The organism is Mycobacterium sp. B14F4 (genome assembly GCF_039871645.1).
Lineage (GTDB): Bacteria > Actinomycetota > Actinomycetes > Mycobacteriales > Mycobacteriaceae > Mycobacterium.
Genome location: NZ_JBDPMF010000005.1, coordinates 30,427 through 46,471, shown reverse-complemented (window position 1 = coordinate 46,471; position 16,045 = coordinate 30,427). Strand labels below are relative to the sequence as shown.

The following is a 16,045-nucleotide window of genomic DNA, read 5'->3' as shown; positions in this document are numbered from 1 at the left end:
CGAACGTATCGGGCGAATCTGAGTGCTGGCTGTGCAACCGCCGTGACAGGATGGCGTCAGGGCTATGGCCGGTTTCGACACGTCGACTCGTCGCGTGATCGTGGTGATCACGCTCATGGTTCTTGCCGGTTGGGCGCTGCGGGGATACGTGCCCGGTGCCCCGGCGCCCGCCGAGCGGGCGGACCCGGCGGAGGGCAATCCGGCTGCGCTGGCCGTTGTGCTCGTGCTGTTGTGCGCCTCGGTGGCGATCATCGGTTTCGCGATCATCGTCCGGATGCGCAGCCCGCGTCCCGCGCGGGCCGCGGCGGGTAAGTTTCCCCGGGGTGCGGTGGGCACGGGACGCCCGAACTGGCGGTTCGCGCTCATCGCACTCGCCGCGCTCGTCGGGTGGCTGCTGCTGGTGGCGCTGCTCAGCCGGGTGGCGGACCCCGGCGCCGTCGAACCGCCGACGTCGACGCCGCCGGACGCGGACTCACCGGTCCCGGCCGAGGGGTCCCCGCCGCCGGACGCCGCCGAGGACCCCTCGGACACGAACGTGATCAGTTACCTGATCCCGCCGATGCTGATCCTGATGGCGCTGGTCGTGGTCGGCGCCGCGGTCGCGTCCCGGCGACAGGACCGGGCCCCGGCGCCCGTCCTCGACGTCGTCGCCGAGCCGGCGTCGACGCCTGCCGCGGCCACATCGCTGGCGCGCGCCGCCGAGATCGGTCTGGCCGAGATCGGCGATCTCCGCCGGGAGCCGCGCGAGGCCATCATCGCCTGTTACGCAGCGATGGAAAGCGAACTGAGGCGGGTGCCCGGTGCGGTGCCCCAGGACTTCGACACGCCGACCGAGGTGCTCGCCCGCGCCGTCGACAGCGGCGCACTGCGTGCCGACAGCGCCACCGAGTTGGTGGAGTTGTTCGAGGAGGCACGCTTCTCGCCGCATGTGATGTCCGAGGCGCACCGCGACGCCGCCGTGCAGGTGCTGCACCGGGTGCTCACCGAGCTGCCGCAGCGCGCATCGGAGGCGGTGCGATGAAACGACTTGTGGCGGCGGGCTTCCTGTTGGTGGTGGGCGTCGAATTGATCGCGCTGCTCGGCCGCGACCGGCAGCTGATCCTGATCTTCTCCGGGGTCGCGGTGGCCCTGGCGCTGCTCGGAGTGCGGTGGTATCTGATCCGGGAAACGGAGCCGGTCGCGGAGCAGACTCCGTCCGACGACGCCGCGAAAGGGTTGCAGCGCTGGCTGTCTCGTACCGAGACGTTGATCGGCCACTCGGAGACCACCCGGCGGGACTGGGACCGGCATCTGCGTCCGATGCTGGCGCGCCAGTTCGAGATGGCGACGGGTCAGAAGCGCATCAAGGACAGGACGTCCTACCACGCCACGGGTCGGATGCTGTTCGGCGCGGAGCTGTGGGACTGGGTGAACCCCGAGAACGTCGCGCGAAGCGGTGCCGACCAGCCCGGACCCGGCCGCGGCGCACTCGATGAGATCCTGCAACGGCTGGAGCGCGTATGACCCCCTCACCGGGACTGCCCACGGCGATGACCAGCGCCAACTGCGAAGCGGTGCTCGACGAGATCGGCACGGTGGTGGTCGGGAAGCGTGGTGCGCTCGCGCTGATCCTGACCACGGTGCTGGCCGGTGGGCACATCCTCATCGAGGACCTGCCCGGCCTCGGCAAGACGCTGATCGCGCGGTCGTTCGCCGCAGCGCTGGGGCTGGAGTTCAAGCGGGTGCAGTTCACCCCCGACCTGCTGCCCGCCGATCTGCTGGGTTCGACCGTTTACGACATGCAGTCGGGCCGCTTCGAATTCCGGTCCGGACCCATCTTCACCAACCTGTTGCTGGCCGACGAGATCAACCGGACACCGCCCAAGACGCAGGCCGCCCTGCTCGAGGCGATGGCAGAGGACCAGGTGAGCATCGACGGCGTCACGCACAAGCTGCCCGCGCCGTTCATCGTGTTGGCCACCGATAACCCGATCGAGTACGAGGGCACCTACCCGCTTCCGGAAGCGCAACTCGACCGGTTCACGATCCGCCTCGAACTGCGGTATCTGTCGGAGCAGGAGGAGGCGTCGATGCTGCGCAGGCGCCTCGAGCGAGGGTCGGCGGAACCGAAGGTCGGCCAAGTCGTCGATGCGCACGACCTGATCGCGATGCGCGAGTCGGTCGAGCAGGTGACGGTGCACGACGATGTGCTGCGCTACGTGGTGTCCCTGGCGGCAGCCACGCGGCAGCATCCGCAGATCGCGGTCGGCGCCAGCCCGCGAGCCGAACTCGACCTGCTGCAACTCGCCCGCGCGCGGGCGCTTCTGCTCGGCCGCGACTACGTCGTGCCCGAGGACGTCAAGTCGCTCGCGGTGCCTGCGATGGCGCACCGGATCAGCCTGCGACCGGAGATGTGGGTGCGGCGGGTGCAGGGCAGCGACGTCGTCGAGGAACTGCTGCGTCGGCTCCCCGTGCCGCGAATGAACGCCTGACGCGCAATGGCGATCGAACAACGGCGCTCGGAGGCCGAATTGCGCTGGCGCGCATCGGCATTGACGAGGGCGTTGGTCACCTGCGCAGCGGTGTCGATGGCCGCGGCCGTTATCGGTTCGCGCTGGGAGCTCGTCGCGTTCGCCGCACCGCTGCTGGGTGTGTTGTGTTCGATCGGCTGGCAGCGGGCGGTGCCGCGGGTCCACGTGCGCGGCGAACCCGGAATGCACCGGTGCTTCGAGTCCGAGACGGCGCAGGTTTCCGTGTCGGCGGAGGCCGAAGGGGAACCGTTGCGGCTGACCGCCGAGGTGGTCGCGGGCATGACCCTGGAGGTCGAACAGACCGTGCCGCAGGGCCAGACCGTCGCGGTGGTGGCCGAGCGCTGGGGCCGGTACCCGATCAGGGCGCGGCTGTCCGTGTCCGCGCGCGGCGGGCTGCTCGAGGGCACCGGCGTGGTCGACGCCGCGGACGTCTTCGTGTTCCCGATGGCCCCGCCGCAATCCACCGCGATCCCGCGCACCGAACTGCTCGACCGGCTGGGCACTCATCTGACCCGGCACCTCGGACCGGGCGTCGAGTACGCCGACGTGCGCCGCTATGTGCCGGGCGACCAGTTGCGCACGGTGAACTGGCCGGTGAGCGCGCGGCGCGGCAGCCTGCACGTCACCGAGCGCCTGACCGATCGCGCCGCCGACGTCGTGGTGCTGGTCGACAACTATCCACAGCCCGAGGGGCCGGCGACCGAAGCGACCGACCGAACCGCCCGCGGCGCAGTGCAAGTCGTGCAGAGCGCGCTGCGCGGGGGCGATCGGGCGGGTGTCGTCGCACTGGGCGACCGGCATCCGCGGTGGCTTGGCGCCGACATCGGCCGCAGGCAGTTCTACCGGGTGCTCGACGCGGTGCTGGGCGTCACCAACGGCTACGAGACCACGTCCGGAACGCTGGCACCGCGGGCGGCGATGCCGCCGGGCGCCATCGTGATCGCATTCTCCACGCTGCTCGACACGGAATTCGCGTTGGCGCTGATCGATCTGCGCAAGCGGGGGCACACGGTGATCGCGGTCGACGTCCTGCGCGGTGCACCGTTTCCCGAGGGATGCGACGAGCTCGCCGCCAAGATGTGGTCGCTGCAGCGGTCGTTCATGTATCGCGACATGGGCACGATCGGCGTCGACGTCGTGGCGTGGGGCGAGCAGGACTCGCTCGACCAGGCGCTGCAGCTGGTGCCCGACCGGCGCCGCACGGTGCGGAGGCGGCGGTGAACCGGCTGCTGTCGACGGGCTTCGGGTTGGTCATGCTGGCCGCGGCCGCCCTGCAGGCGGATGCGGTCGCGTTGACGGTGTGCGGGGTCGGAGTGGCTGCGGTATTGATCGGCAACGTCTTTCGGCCCATGGCCACGGTGGCCGTGTTGTCGGCGGGGGTGGCCCTTGTGCTCAGCGATGCGGTGCCCATGCTCGCGGCGGTGTGCGGACTGTCCGCGGCGGCGTACCTGGTGCTGCGCCACGCGGCCGCGTCCGTGCCGACCGTGATCGGGGCGTTGGGTTTCACGGTGATCGGCCTGGCCGCGGTGGCGCTGCCGCTGCAGTTGCCGTGGGTGCCGCTGGCGGCGCCGCTGCTGGTGCTGGCGCTCGTGGTGTCGGTGAGCCGGCCGTTCTGGTTGGAGCGCGCTCGCGGCTCGCGAATCAAGGACTAGTAGTCTCGTCCCCGCGGTCGCGGTTGAGTGGTCGAACCCGTAAGCGAATTGCTCAGCGGGGCGCTTAGATTCGGGAGGACCGGCATGCCAAGCGCGGTGCGGAAGGCCGTCACCGGGGCCTCGATCGGCAACGCGGTCGAGTGGTTCGACTTCGCGATCTACGGCTTCCTCGCGACGTTCATCGCGGCCAAGTTCTTCCCGGCGGGCAACGACACGGCCGCGCTGCTCAACACCTTCGCGATCTTCGCGGCGGCCTTCTTCATGCGGCCACTCGGCGGCTTCGTGTTCGGACCCCTCGGCGACAGGATCGGCAGGCAACGCGTGCTCGCGCTGGTGATCCTGCTGATGTCCGGCGCCACGGTGCTCATCGGCCTGCTCCCGACCTACGCGGCCATAGGTGTCGCGGCCCCGCTGCTGCTGTTGTTCCTGCGCTGCCTGCAGGGCTTCTCCGCCGGCGGCGAATATGGCGGCGGCGCAGTGTATCTCGCAGAGTTCGCCTCCGAGAGGCGCCGCGGGCTGACCATCACGTTCATGGCGTGGTCCGGAGTGCTGGGCTTTTTGCTCGGCTCGGTCACCGTGACCCTGCTGCAGGCACTGCTGTCGGCCGAGGCCATGGACGGCTACGGCTGGCGCATCCCGTTCCTGATCGCGGGACCGCTGGGCCTCGTCGGCCTCTACATGCGTCTGCGCCTCGACGACACCCCGCAGTTCACCGAACTCAGCGAGACCAACCAGATCGCCGAGAGGCCGCTGCGCGAAGCCGTCACGACGTCGTGGCGGTCCATCCTGCAGGTGATCGGCCTGTTCATCGTCTTCAACATCGGCTACTACGTCGTCTTCACGTTCCTGCCGACCTACTTCATCAAGACACTGCAGTTCAGCAAGACCACCGCCTTCGTCTCGATCACCCTGGCCAGCCTGGTGGCGCTCGTGCTGATCCTCCCGCTGGCCGCGCTGTCGGACCGCCTCGGCAGGCGACCGATGCTGATCGCCGGGTCGGTGGCATTCATCGTGTTCGGCTATCCGCTGTTCATGCTCCTCAACTCGGGCTCGCTGGTCGCCGCGATCGCCGCGCACTGCGCACTGGCCGTCATCGAGTCGGTCTACATCTCGGCCGCGGTGTCGGCCGGCGTCGAGCTCTTCGCCACCCGCGTGCGCTACAGCGGCTTCTCGATCGGATACAACATCTGCGTCGCCGGATTCGGCGGCACCACGCCGTATGTGGTCACCTGGCTCACCGCCCAGACCGGCAACAGCCTCGCACCGGCCTGGTACCTGACCATGGCGGCCGTCGTCTCGCTCGGCGCGATCTTCACCATCCGCGAGTCCGCACGACGGCCGCTCGCCCAGACCAGCGATGAGCAGAAAGCCGCAGCGATACAGTGAGGACGTGCCGCCGCAATCCGAACCCGCACCGCGGCCGCGGCTGACGTCGCGAGGCGCAGCCACCCGCAACCGCATCGTCCTGGCCGCCGCCGAGTTGATGCACGCCCAGGGCGTCGCGGCGACCACCATCGACGATGTCCTGGCCGCCAGCGCAACGAGTAAATCCCAGTTCTACCAACACTTTCAGGACAAGACCGACCTCGTCTACGAAGTCATCACCCAGCGCGCCGACGAGGTGTTGTCCTGGCAGCGGCTTCGGCTCGAGAAGATCGACTCGTTCAAGGGCCTCTACCAGTGGCGCGACGCGATGGTGCAGCGCTGTGCGTTGCGGCGCGGGCTGTGGGGCTGTGAACTCGGCTCTCTCGCTGCGGAACTGGCCGACAGCGATGACAGGGCGCGCGCCTCACTGAGTGAGCATTTCGCCGAATGGCGCGCGCTGCTGGCCGCGGCGCTCGAACGGATGCGCGACGCGGGCGTGCTGCGACCTGACATCGACATCGCCTCGCTGGCAACGGGATTGCTCGCCGCCGTCGAGGGCGGCTACCTGCTCTCCCAGACCGGACGCGACCCCCGGCTCATGCAGTCCGCGCTCGACATGGCGATCGGCCATGTCGCATCGTTCGCGCTCGGTCAGTGATCGCCCGGGATCGCCGTCGGCGCGGGCGGCGCGATCACGGTCGGCGAGAACGGGTTGGGGCCCGGCTCGATCCGCGGCGCCTTCTCGGTGGGCTCGACCGGTGCGCCGGGCGTCGGGCCGGCCGGCGGGGCCGTGGTCGTGGTCGTCGTGGTGATGGTGGTGGTCGTCGTGGTGGTCTCCTCGGGAGCCTCGCTCTCACTCGAGCACGAGGCGGTGAACAGAACCAACGCCGTCACCGCGGTGCCACCGGCGACAGCAGCGAACCGCCGACCCAACTGAGCTGACCTCATGAAATTTCCCATCTGTCCGATTGAACTGAACTATATAGTCCAAAACTAATCGCGGTCAACGTGTTCACGGCGCAGAACGTGGCTAGTCCGGACGGGAAAGTCCAGTCGTGCCGGAGGAGCCGGGTAATGCGGCCGACGTGCGGCGAGTCGACGTGCCGACGCGCACGGTCCCTGTCGCGACCTGGTCGACGCCGCTAGGGTGAGCCCATGAAGCTTCGGGTGATGCCCTACGTCACGGTGGAGATCGACGACCGGCTGCGCCGTCGCGCCCGGTCCGCCGGAGAGCGCCTGCGCCTCAACGTCCGCGCCTACCTGCTCAGCGCCGCCGACGACGTCGACGCCGCCAGCGACAAGGTCCGCGGGCTGTGCGACCGGGCCGTCAACCGGGTCGACACCGTGGTGGCGACCGTGAACGACAAGATCGCTCCCACCGAGACCGCCCCGCGTCTGCACGTGGTCTCCGGGCGCGAAGCCAGCTAGGCCGGCATCCGCTCGACCGGCTAACGCACCCGGGCGCCCCGGCCGCCGACCACAAACCCCCCGGCGAGCAGCACCAGCCCGACGATCGCCACCGGGATCGACCACATCCGCCGGTCGGACACGGCCGACTGGCACTGCGCGACGTAGTCGGTGTGCGGAACGATCTCGTTGATCACCGGCAAGTTGACCGGATTGCTGCTGTCGGCCTGACGGGCCGCGGAGTCGTCGGCGGCCACGGCGTTACCGCAGCCGATCTTCTGACCGTCGGGTCCGGCGATCGACACCGGCATCAACAGGCCGATCAGCCCCACGATCAGCACCACAGCGCCCGCCAGCAAGACCAACCGTCGCAAGTTCATGATCGGATTAATGCCCACTCGGCCGATCGTCAAACCTCGCTGACCGTCGCGCGGACACAGGCGGTTTCGCGGCCCGGCGCTGCGTATGTTTCGCTGGTGCGTGTGCTGGCCGCGGTCGGGGAGGAGTCGAACGCTTTGGTAGGCCCCCTTTGGTAGGCCCCCTTTGATCGGCCATGGTCTGGTCGTGCTGCTGGCGCTTCTCGCCGCCGTGTTCCTGGCGATCGGCATCGTGGTCCGTCAGCGCGCCACCATGGACGTCCCCGAGGAGCACGGCGTCAGCAGCGTCATGTTCCTCACGCTGCTGCGCAGACCGCTGTGGTGGGCGGGCACGGCCGCGGCGGTGGCCGGCTACGGCTTCCAGGCCGTCGCGCTGGCGTACGGATCGCTGTTGCTGGTCCAGCCGATCCTGGTGTCGGCCCTGCTGTTCGCCCTGCCGTTGAGCGCCCGCCTGGCCGACCGCCGGGTCACCCGCGGCGAATGGATCTGGGCGCTCGTGCTCACCGCGGCGCTGGCGGTGTTCGTGTTGCTGGCCAAGACGCGACCGGGTGACTACGAGGCCTCGGCCCCGCTGTCGGCGCTGGTCGCGTTGATCTGTGCGGCGGCGGTCCTGGCGTGCGTGGTGGTCGCCGTTCGCACGGCGGGCTGGAAGCGCGCCGTGCTGCTGGCCGTGGCCGTGGGCGTGCTGTTCGGCGTCGTCGCGGTGCTCACCAAGATCGTCATGCACCTGCTCACCCACGACGGCGTGGGCACAGTGCTCACCGCGCCGGCGTTGTATCTGCTTGTGCTGCTGGGTGTTGTCGCGGTGTTCCTGCAGCAGTCGGCCTTTCACGCGGGATCGCTGCAGACCTCGGTGCCGACCATGCTCGTGCTCGAACCGGTGATCGCCGTGGTGCTCGGTGCCGTGGTGCTCGGCGAGCACCTGATGGTGGACGGGGTCAAGGCGGTGGCCATCACGATCGCCACCGTCGCGATGGCGGCGGCGACCATCGCGCTGGGCCGCGACGAGGGCGCGCTCGAGGAGCGCCTCGAGGCGGCCGTCGCCCACCGCGAGCCCTAGCCGTCACGAATTCTGGTGGCGCCGACTGTCAACCATCGCGGTCCACAGCAGCCGAGCGGCCGTGCGGGCGGACTCGTTGGGCGCGATCGGATCGGCGACACCGGGTTGTTCGGCCGGTGCTCCGCTGATGTGCTCGAGCAGCGCCACCGCGAGTTCGCGCAGCTTGACGTTGAACTCCTGGCTGGCCCGGCGCAGCATGGCCCACGCCTGATCGGCGCTGCAGCCGACGAGGCCCATCAACGCACCCTTGGCCTGCTCGATCGCGCCGCGCGACTGCAGGGCGCTGAGGAGGTCCTCGAAGGCGGCCTCGTTCTCGGCGGCCGTGGTCACCAGTGCGGCCGACACCAACTGCTCGTAGGCGATCAGCGTGGTCACGGTCACCGCCGAGGCCGGTTCGGTCAGCGTGCAGGACAGGACCACGGCGGCGTCCTCGCGCCAGAGTCCGGGCACCGCGACCGCGCCGTGCACCCGCCCCAGCTCCTCACGAAGCGCAGGCGCGCGGGCGGCGACGGCGTCGAGGGTCAGTTCGGGGTAACGCTCGTCGGTCCACAGGTCGAGGTCGAGCACCGGCACCTGATAGGTCAGTGCGTCGGCCACCGGCCCGCCGAGTGCCAGCTGGGCGTCGACGAGTGCGGCTTCCGGGCCGACGGCCACGATCGCCGCCGGGCCCTCGCGAAAGCGTTTGTCGTGCACGGTGATCGCGATGCCGACCGCGCTGCGCAGGTCGGCCTGCACCCGCTGGAGGACACGGTGCAGCAATGCGATCAGCTGGGGATGCTGGCGGGGTTGAAAGTGCGGTGCGGACAATGACTTCCGATCAGTCGATGACGTTGACCGTGGCGACCTTGTCGAGGCCGGAGATGCCGAGCAGCGTGGTGATCGGTCCCCCTGCCGGAACGACGAGGGTCAGCTTGGCGGCCGCGGCGACCGAGAACAGCTCGCGCAGCGCGGCGCTGTCACAGTAGGTCACCGCGGACAGGTCGACGGTCACCGACGAGCCGGCCGCCGCGGCACGCGCCAGCAGTGCGCCGAACTCGTCGACGTTGGCCAGATCGATCTCGCCACTGGCGATGACCACCGGCGGCGCCTCGGCGTCCGCGGCCCTCAAGCGGAATTGGTTGTCGGTCATGCGTTTCGGCCCGCGACCGGGGAAGCGGCACACCGGCGGGCGGCGACGTGACCAGCTACAGACACAGCACCTCCCGGTCGTCCGCTCATGATTGTCATACCACGCCCCCGGCGGCGGCGTGGGCAGCGCATCCTCAATGGCGGACATCCGGTAATTGAAACGTCATATCCACGGTGGTGCCGGCTGCGGTGCCGTCGACGTCCATCCGGTCGCTGACGGCGTTCATCAGCAGCAGGCCACGGCCGCGGGTGCCGGGGTCCGCCGGGGGCACCTTCCACGAGCCGAAGTCCGTGACGCGCACGTGCACGACGTCGTCGCCCATGTGGGCCTCGACGCGCATGCGACCCGGATCGCGACCGCGGTAGGCGTGCTCGACGCAGTTCGAGCAGGCCTCGTTGACCACCAGCACCATGTCGGCCGTGGCGGAGTCCGCGACACCGTTCGCGGACAGCCACGCCGCGAGCCGGTGCCGGACGTCGGTCAACCGCGTTGCGGTGGCGGCGTCGTCGAAGACCAGCGGGGCGTGGCCGAGCCGGTAGAGGAGGATCGCGACGTCGTCGTCGTAGCCGCCCACCGGAGCGAGCTTGCCCAGCACCGCGTCGGCGACCTTCTCGATCGGCAGCGCCACCGTCCCGGCCACCACCTCCGCGACCTGAGCGATCTGGTCGTCGATCGACTGGTCCCGCCGTTCGACCAGCCCGTCGGTGTAGAGCATGAGCGTCGAGCCCGGCGCCAGCGGGCAGCTGGCCTGCGGGCGCGGCTGGTTGCGCTGCACCGCCAGCGGCACCGAGCGCGCCTCGTCGAGCAACTGCGGCGGCGCCGACCCGGTCACCAGCACCGGCGGCATGTGCCCCGCGCTGCTGTACCGGACCGTCGCGGCCTCGGTGTCGACCAGCGCGACGAACACCGTCGTGCAGAACGCGTCCGGGATGAGCTCGGCCACCGCGTCGAGCTGCTCGAGCAGTGTCGCGGGTTCGGCACCGGTGAGCAGCAGTGCCCGTGTCGAGGCGCGCAACTGACCCATGACGGCGGCCGCGGACAGACCCCTGCCCACGCAGTCGCCGACGACGATGCCGAACTGATGGTCACCGACGGGCAGCACGTCGTAGAAGTCGCCGCCGATCTCCAGCGGGGGCACCGCGGGTTCGTAGCGCACCGCGAAGCCGGCGGGCAGGTCGGTGGGGGCCAGCAGCGAGCGCTGCAGCGTCAGCGACGTCTCGCGCGCGCTCTCGAACTGGCGGACGTGCTGCACCGCGAGGCTGAGATGTCCGACGAGGGCGTTGATCAGACGCCGGTCCTCCCGGCTGACCTGGCGCGGTGCCCGATGTTCGAGGCACAGTACGACGTCGCGGGCACCGGACAGCACGGTGACGAAGCCGCGCGTCGTCCCCGCACTCGGCGCCGCGCCGACCGGCGTCACCGTCAGCGGGATCCAGTCGCGGGCGTCCTCGAACGTGCGGCACCAGTCGTCGTCCAGGTCGGCCCAACTCGACACCGCGGGCTCACCGGCCACGCGTAGCACCGGTTCGCCCTCGGCCTTCGGCCACATCACGGCCATCAGGCGGCCGGCGTCGAGCGAGGTGCGGCACTGCGCGAGCGTGATCGCCAGCACCTCGTCGACGTTCCTGGCTACGCTCACCGCGGAGGCCAGCCGCGCCACCGCGCGGTCGCGTTCGGCTGCGGCGTGCGCCGCGGTGATGTCCCGGATGGTGCCGACATATAGCCCCGGCGCCGACTGTTCGGCGGTGACCGCGTTGATGCTTATCGCCACCCAGCGGTCGCGGCCGTCGCGGTGCCGAATCTTGATCTCCGCGGACAGCCGGCCGTCGCGGACCAACCCCTGCCTGCGCGTGTCGGCGGCCAGCTCGTCGATCACCCACGGATGGGGCATGGGATAGGGCAGGCCCTCGGGGCCGTAACCGGTGACCTCTTTGAAGGCGGCATTCATCTCGACGACGGTTCCGTCGTGGTCGGCGACGAAGAACCCGTCTTGCAGCGAGTTCACCAGCGCACTACGGAACTGGTCGCGGTCGGCCAGGCCATCGGCGCGTGCCCGCTCCTGCTCGTAGCGCTTGTAGACGTCGTCGGGATGCGTCATCGTTCTCAGCGACGACACTAGCGTGCGTCTCGCCTGCCCAACCGCGAAGCACTCATTCACCACCGACATCAACGGGTTAAGCTCAGCGCAGCCGTCGATCGGGCGGCACCTACTGACGAGGACGACCGTTGTCGCGTAATGATCCGATTTCCACCTCGGTTTCGGTCGAGGACGGGATCGCCGTCGTGTCGATCGGCGGCGACGTCGACCTGGCCACAGTGCCGGATCTCCAGGCCGCCATCACCGAGGCGTTGACCCGGGAGCCGACGGCGTTGGTCGTCGACCTCTCCGCGGTGGACTTCCTCGCGTCGGCGGGTCTGCAGACCCTGGTCGCCACCCACGAGTCGGTCAGTAAGGCCGCTCGCTTCGTGGTGGTCGCCAACGGATCCGCGACCAGCAGGCCGATCCAGCTGACGGGTCTCGACCAGATCTTCGCGTTGTACCCGACCCTGGCCGAGGCGCTCGGTGCGCTGAAGTCCGGCTCGTAGCAACGCTCAACCCCTGCACGGTCACCGGCATTCGGATAGAGTCGCGGACGCCGGGCTGATCTTGACAGCTCCTGGTACTCGGTCGGGATAGATAGGAAACCTCATGAGGTCTGCCCAGTTGGGTCGGCGGGTCGCTGTTGTCGCCGGTGGCACCGCCGCGATGGCAATGGTCCTGTTCACCGCGTCGTGCTCGAGCGAGAGCGAGGCGCCGGAGGAGACGACCACCACGACGACGACCACCACGACGACCACGGCCCCGCCGGCCAGCCCGGCTCCGGTCGAGCCGACGGAGAAGGCGCCGCGAATCGATCCCAGCGGCCCCAACCCCTTCTCGCCGACGGTGATCGCCCCGCCCGCGCCGACCGCCATCCCGGGCCACCGCTAACCGGACCGACTCGGACGTACGCTGACGTCCGTGAACGCGCGGCAGGTCGGCGTGCTCGCGGTGGTCGCGGCGAGCGCGGTCCTGCTTGTCTCCGACCTGCGTCCGGTGCACCCGGGCGACGCCGGCGATGTGATCGCCGGCCCGTACTCCTACCTGCTGGCGAGTTCGACCGACCTGGGGCCGTCGCACAACGGCCACGTCCAGCTGACGATGGCGCTGCAGGACGACGACCACCCGGCCGCGGTGTTCGATTGGGCGCGTGATCGCGACCTCGCGGTCCGGTGGCTGCCCGGCCACGACTGGGCGGTCGTGGAAGGCGCGGCCGACTCGATGGCCGACGCGTTCGACGTCGAGGTGCACGATTACCGCGGCCGTCGCGGGCAGGTGTTCTACGCCTCGCCGCAACAGCCCGAGATACCGGATGCGTTGCGGCAGAACGTCTCCGAGCTCGGCAGGATTCTGGGCTACCTGCCGCATCGGACGTCGCACACTCCGCCGGTGCCGCTCGACGTGCCGGACAAGGGGCTGACACCGGAGGCGTTGCGCAACACCTACAACGTCAGCCCGCTGACCGCGGCCGGCTACACCGGCACGGGAAGCACCATCGTGTTCTTCGCGTTCGACGGGTTCGACCAGACCGACCTCGACACGTTCGCCGACACCTACCGGTTGCCGCGGTTCACCCCCGAGGTGGTGGGCGGCGAACTCGACGAACCGCGCGGCGAGACGACGATGGACCTGCAGGTCGCGCACGCCGTCGCGCCCGACGCCCGCAAGGTCGTCGTCAGCGCGCAGCCGACGATCGCCAGCGACGGCACCTTCGAGAAGATCGGCCAGATGTTCACCGAGACCGACCGGCGCTTCCCCGGCGCGGTGTGGAGCTTCTCCATCGGGTGGGGCTGCGACAAGTTGATCACCGCAGCCGATCTCGCGCCGGTACGCTCGGCCCTGGCCGCCGCGCAGTCACGCGGCACCTCGGCGTTCAACGCCAGCGGCGATCTCGCCGGGTTGGAGTGCAAGGGTGGCGACGACTGGTCGTCCCCTCCGGGCGAGGCCGATGTCGGGCTCGATTCGGTCGCATCGCTGCCGGAGATCACCGACGTCGGCGGCACGACGCTGTCCACCGACGACGCGGGCCGGTGGATTTCCGAACAGGCCTGGTTCGACGTGCCGCTGTCGGTGGGCACCGGCGGCGGTGTGTCGTCGTTGTTCGACCGCCCACCGTGGCAGCGGGCGGTGCTGCCCGACCGCGACGCCGACCGACGGTTGACCCCCGACGTCGCCGCCGTGGCCGACCCGTTCACCGGGGTGCGCATCGTGTTCCAGCAGACGTCGTTGGTGGGCGGCGGCACGTCGCAGTCCGCGCCGATCTGGGCGGGCCTGGCGGCCGTGATGAACCAGTACCTGCTCGCCAACGGCGGGCGCCCGATCGGTGATCTGAACCCGCTGCTGTACCGCATCGCCCAGGGCGCGCCGCTGCCCGCCTTCCGCGACGTGACCCTCGGCGGCAACGCCGTCGCCGATGCCACCCCCGGCTACGACCTGGTCACCGGGCTCGGTACCCCCGACGTCGACAACCTCGTGCGTAACCTGCTCGTCCTGCAGCGGGCATCGACATGAGCGCCGACGACTCCGTCCCGACCACCGAGTGCCGGATCTGCCGCGTCGACGTGCCCGCCGGCGAGTACTGCGGGTTGTGCGGATGCCATCTGACCCCGCGACGCGGTGAGGGCCCGGACTGGTTGCGGCTCCGCGACTTCAGCGCCGCGCCCAACGAGCACCTCCTGCATCTGTCGGTGGCGAGTTCGCTGTTCCCGAATCTGCCGCAACGCTCGCGCACGGCGTTCCGGATCGGCCTGGTGGTGCTGCTGGCGGCGCTGATCGCCTTCACGCTGCTGCGGTTGCCCGCCGCGCTGATCACCGTCGCCGCGCTCGGGTTGCCGCTGATGTTCGTCATCTACCTGCGCGAGTCGGATGCGTTCCGCGACTTCCCGATCGGGACTCTGGTGCTCACCGTCGTGCTGGCCGTCGCGCTCGCCGTGGGCTGGGTCCTGTTGACCGGTGCGTTGTTCGCCAAGTCCTACGGGGTCGGGTTGGGCTCGGCCATCGTCGGGGCGCGCATGCTCCAGATGGGCATCCTGATCCCGCTCGGCGGGGTCCTCCTCATGCTGCTGCCCGCCGTGTTCGTCCGGGTGATGCGACCGCCGTCGCGAGAAGCCCTCGAGGGCTTCACCATTGGCGCGCTCGGTGCGCTCGCCTTCACCGCGGCGGCGACCCTGACCCGGTTGGCGCCGCAGTTCGGCACGGGTGTGGTCAGCAAGCGGCCGATGGAGAGCCTGCTCGTCGAAGCGGGCATCCGCGGGGTGGCGGTGCCGTTGACCGCCGCCGCGGCGGGCGGATTGATCGGTGCCGCACTGTGGTTCAGCCGCCCGCCGAGCAAGCGGCATCAGCATCCGGGCGTCGTGCGGCTGGTCCTCGTCGGCTTCGCGGTCGCGGTGCTGGCCGTGTACCTGGGCCTGGGCCTGATCGACATCGCTCAGTTCCCGCAGGTGCTGATGCTGGGGCTGTATCTCGCGCTGGCCACCGTCGCGCTCTTCCTGCTGCGCATCGGCCTGCAACTGGCGCTGCTGCACGAGGCGCACGACGAGATCCACTCCGACGAACCGCTGTTGTGCACCCACTGCGGTCATGTCGTGCCCGACATGGCGTTCTGCCCGGCGTGTGGGGTGGCGACGCGCGCGTCGTCGCGGTCGTCGCGCGAATCCCGGCGCGCCGCACGGCCGGTCCGCGGTGACGCCACCTCCGAGGGGTCATGAGCGCGCCGACGGAGTTCTATCCCGGCTACGCCGTTCCGGCCGGGTCGTACGCCGCACCACCACTGCGCAGGACGTCGCGCGCGCGGCTGGTGCTGACGTGGCTCGCCGCGATCGCGGTGATCGCCGCGGCGCTGGTCGGGGTGTCGGCCGTCATCCACAAGCCGCCCGTGCGCTACGTGTGCCCGCCCGACTGCGGACGACCGCCCACGGGCACACCAGTCGAGATCAACCCGCGCTTCACCGCCGCCGACGGCGCCTTCTCGGTGAGCCATCCCGCGCCGAGTTCGGCGTACCGGATCACCACGAAGCCGAACGGCGTGACCGCGGAGTTCCTCGCCGGCGACGGCGGCACCCTGCAGTTGTTCGGTGAGCCCGCGGACAACCGGGCGCCGCGCGACATCGCCGAGGCGCTGGTCGACGAGACGTTCCCCGACACCCGCACCGCGTACGAGATCCCGAACGCGATGGTCGGCTACCAGTCCGGGTACGGCGAGGTCGTCGACTGCTGGCCGCAGGGCGCCAACAGCAGCTACCTGCGGATGCGGGTGCTGGTGATGGTCGCGGTGAAGGACGGCCTCGCGCTCGTCGCGGCCGCCGTCGGGCCGTATCATCAGTTCGGCCCCGACTTCGGCTTCGGGAAACCGTCGGGCGCCAATCTTCAACTGGCACTGGACATGGGCAAGTACGTCAACAGCTTCAGCTGGCGCGGCGACCCGCCGCGGTGAACACCCATGCCCCTGGGCGCGAAATAAGGTTCC

The 16,045-nt window shown here is 70.0% G+C and carries 19 protein-coding genes; 14 read left to right on the top strand and 5 right to left on the bottom strand.

The genetic code is table 11. The features are described 5' to 3' along the window. Positions 1-64: 64 nt before the first annotated feature. From ABGB19_RS15180 to ABGB19_RS15150, 7 genes are all read left to right on the top strand, one after another. Complete coding sequence (locus tag ABGB19_RS15180; RefSeq protein ID WP_347686802.1) at positions 65-1,021, top strand: DUF4129 domain-containing protein; 957 nt, start codon at positions 65-67, stop codon at positions 1,019-1,021. Then, positions 1,018-1,503, top strand: a complete 486-nt coding sequence (locus ABGB19_RS15175; protein ID WP_347686801.1) for a hypothetical protein — start codon at positions 1,018-1,020, stop codon at positions 1,501-1,503. The genes ABGB19_RS15180 and ABGB19_RS15175 overlap by 4 nt, the downstream gene beginning before the upstream one ends. Continuing rightward, complete coding sequence (locus ABGB19_RS15170) at positions 1,500-2,471, top strand: MoxR family ATPase (RefSeq protein WP_347686800.1); 972 nt, start codon at positions 1,500-1,502, stop codon at positions 2,469-2,471. Before ABGB19_RS15175 ends, ABGB19_RS15170 begins: the two co-directional genes overlap by 4 nt. A 6-nt stretch (positions 2,472-2,477) precedes the next feature. After that, on the top strand, positions 2,478-3,731 hold the full coding sequence (locus tag ABGB19_RS15165; RefSeq protein WP_347686799.1) for a DUF58 domain-containing protein: 1,254 nt from the start codon (positions 2,478-2,480) through the stop codon (positions 3,729-3,731). Then, a complete protein-coding gene (locus ABGB19_RS15160) occupies positions 3,728-4,162 on the top strand; it encodes a hypothetical protein (RefSeq protein ID WP_347686798.1) in 435 nt (144 codons plus the stop codon). The genes ABGB19_RS15165 and ABGB19_RS15160 overlap by 4 nt, the downstream gene beginning before the upstream one ends. 84 nt (positions 4,163-4,246) lie before the next feature. Beyond that, complete coding sequence (locus ABGB19_RS15155) at positions 4,247-5,548, top strand: MFS transporter (protein ID WP_347686797.1); 1,302 nt, start codon at positions 4,247-4,249, stop codon at positions 5,546-5,548. A 4-nt stretch (positions 5,549-5,552) separates the two neighbouring features. Then, positions 5,553-6,185 carry a TetR/AcrR family transcriptional regulator gene (locus ABGB19_RS15150; RefSeq protein ID WP_347686796.1) on the top strand — a complete coding sequence of 211 codons (633 nt, stop codon included), beginning with the start codon at positions 5,553-5,555 and terminating at the stop codon, positions 6,183-6,185. Here ABGB19_RS15150 and ABGB19_RS15145 read toward each other — a convergent pair. Beyond that, positions 6,179-6,475: a hypothetical protein gene (locus tag ABGB19_RS15145; RefSeq protein ID WP_347686795.1), complete on the bottom strand. Its 297-nt coding sequence runs from the start codon at positions 6,473-6,475 to the stop codon at positions 6,179-6,181. The two genes, ABGB19_RS15150 and ABGB19_RS15145, sit on opposite strands and share 7 nt — an antisense overlap. Positions 6,476-6,682: 207 nt before the next feature. Between ABGB19_RS15145 and ABGB19_RS15140 the strand changes: the two genes are divergently transcribed. Continuing rightward, positions 6,683-6,955: a hypothetical protein gene (locus ABGB19_RS15140; RefSeq protein WP_347686794.1), complete on the top strand. Its 273-nt coding sequence runs from the start codon at positions 6,683-6,685 to the stop codon at positions 6,953-6,955. Between the two features lie 20 nt (positions 6,956-6,975). Here ABGB19_RS15140 and ABGB19_RS15135 read toward each other — a convergent pair whose 3' ends face one another. Continuing rightward, on the bottom strand, positions 6,976-7,314 hold the full coding sequence (locus ABGB19_RS15135; protein WP_347687197.1) for an aminopeptidase: 339 nt from the start codon (positions 7,312-7,314) through the stop codon (positions 6,976-6,978). A gap of 163 nt (positions 7,315-7,477) precedes the next feature. On the opposite strand from ABGB19_RS15135, the gene ABGB19_RS15130 reads away from it, so the two are divergent. Continuing rightward, a complete protein-coding gene (locus tag ABGB19_RS15130; RefSeq protein ID WP_347686793.1) occupies positions 7,478-8,371 on the top strand; it encodes a DMT family transporter in 894 nt (297 codons plus the stop codon). A 3-nt stretch (positions 8,372-8,374) separates the two neighbouring features. Here the strand turns inward: ABGB19_RS15130 and ABGB19_RS15125 are convergent, their stop codons facing one another. The 3 genes from ABGB19_RS15125 to ABGB19_RS15115 form a co-directional block, all read right to left on the bottom strand. Next, complete coding sequence (locus ABGB19_RS15125) at positions 8,375-9,178, bottom strand: ANTAR domain-containing protein (RefSeq protein WP_347686792.1); 804 nt, start codon at positions 9,176-9,178, stop codon at positions 8,375-8,377. A 10-nt stretch (positions 9,179-9,188) separates the two neighbouring features. Further along, the gene (locus ABGB19_RS15120) at positions 9,189-9,500 is read right to left on the bottom strand and encodes an STAS domain-containing protein (RefSeq protein ID WP_347686791.1); all 312 of its coding nucleotides are present in this window, start codon (positions 9,498-9,500) and stop codon (positions 9,189-9,191) included. A 133-nt stretch (positions 9,501-9,633) separates the two neighbouring features. Beyond that, positions 9,634-11,616 carry a SpoIIE family protein phosphatase gene (locus tag ABGB19_RS15115; RefSeq protein ID WP_347686790.1) on the bottom strand — a complete coding sequence of 661 codons (1,983 nt, stop codon included), beginning with the start codon at positions 11,614-11,616 and terminating at the stop codon, positions 9,634-9,636. A gap of 110 nt (positions 11,617-11,726) precedes the next feature. On the opposite strand from ABGB19_RS15115, the gene ABGB19_RS15110 reads away from it, so the two are divergent. From ABGB19_RS15110 to ABGB19_RS15090, 5 genes are all read left to right on the top strand, one after another. Beyond that, positions 11,727-12,086, top strand: a complete 360-nt coding sequence (locus tag ABGB19_RS15110; RefSeq protein WP_347686789.1) for an STAS domain-containing protein — start codon at positions 11,727-11,729, stop codon at positions 12,084-12,086. A gap of 103 nt (positions 12,087-12,189) precedes the next feature. Continuing rightward, a complete protein-coding gene (locus ABGB19_RS15105; protein ID WP_347686788.1) occupies positions 12,190-12,471 on the top strand; it encodes a hypothetical protein in 282 nt (93 codons plus the stop codon). A 30-nt stretch (positions 12,472-12,501) separates the two neighbouring features. Continuing rightward, complete coding sequence (locus ABGB19_RS15100) at positions 12,502-14,091, top strand: S53 family peptidase (RefSeq protein ID WP_347686787.1); 1,590 nt, start codon at positions 12,502-12,504, stop codon at positions 14,089-14,091. Next, positions 14,088-15,287, top strand: coding sequence for a zinc ribbon domain-containing protein (locus tag ABGB19_RS15095; protein ID WP_347686786.1), 1,200 nt, complete (start codon positions 14,088-14,090; stop codon positions 15,285-15,287). Before ABGB19_RS15100 ends, ABGB19_RS15095 begins: the two co-directional genes overlap by 4 nt. Continuing rightward, positions 15,284-16,012 carry a hypothetical protein gene (locus ABGB19_RS15090; RefSeq protein ID WP_347686785.1) on the top strand — a complete coding sequence of 243 codons (729 nt, stop codon included), beginning with the start codon at positions 15,284-15,286 and terminating at the stop codon, positions 16,010-16,012. The genes ABGB19_RS15095 and ABGB19_RS15090 overlap by 4 nt, the downstream gene beginning before the upstream one ends. Positions 16,013-16,045 lie beyond the last annotated feature (33 nt).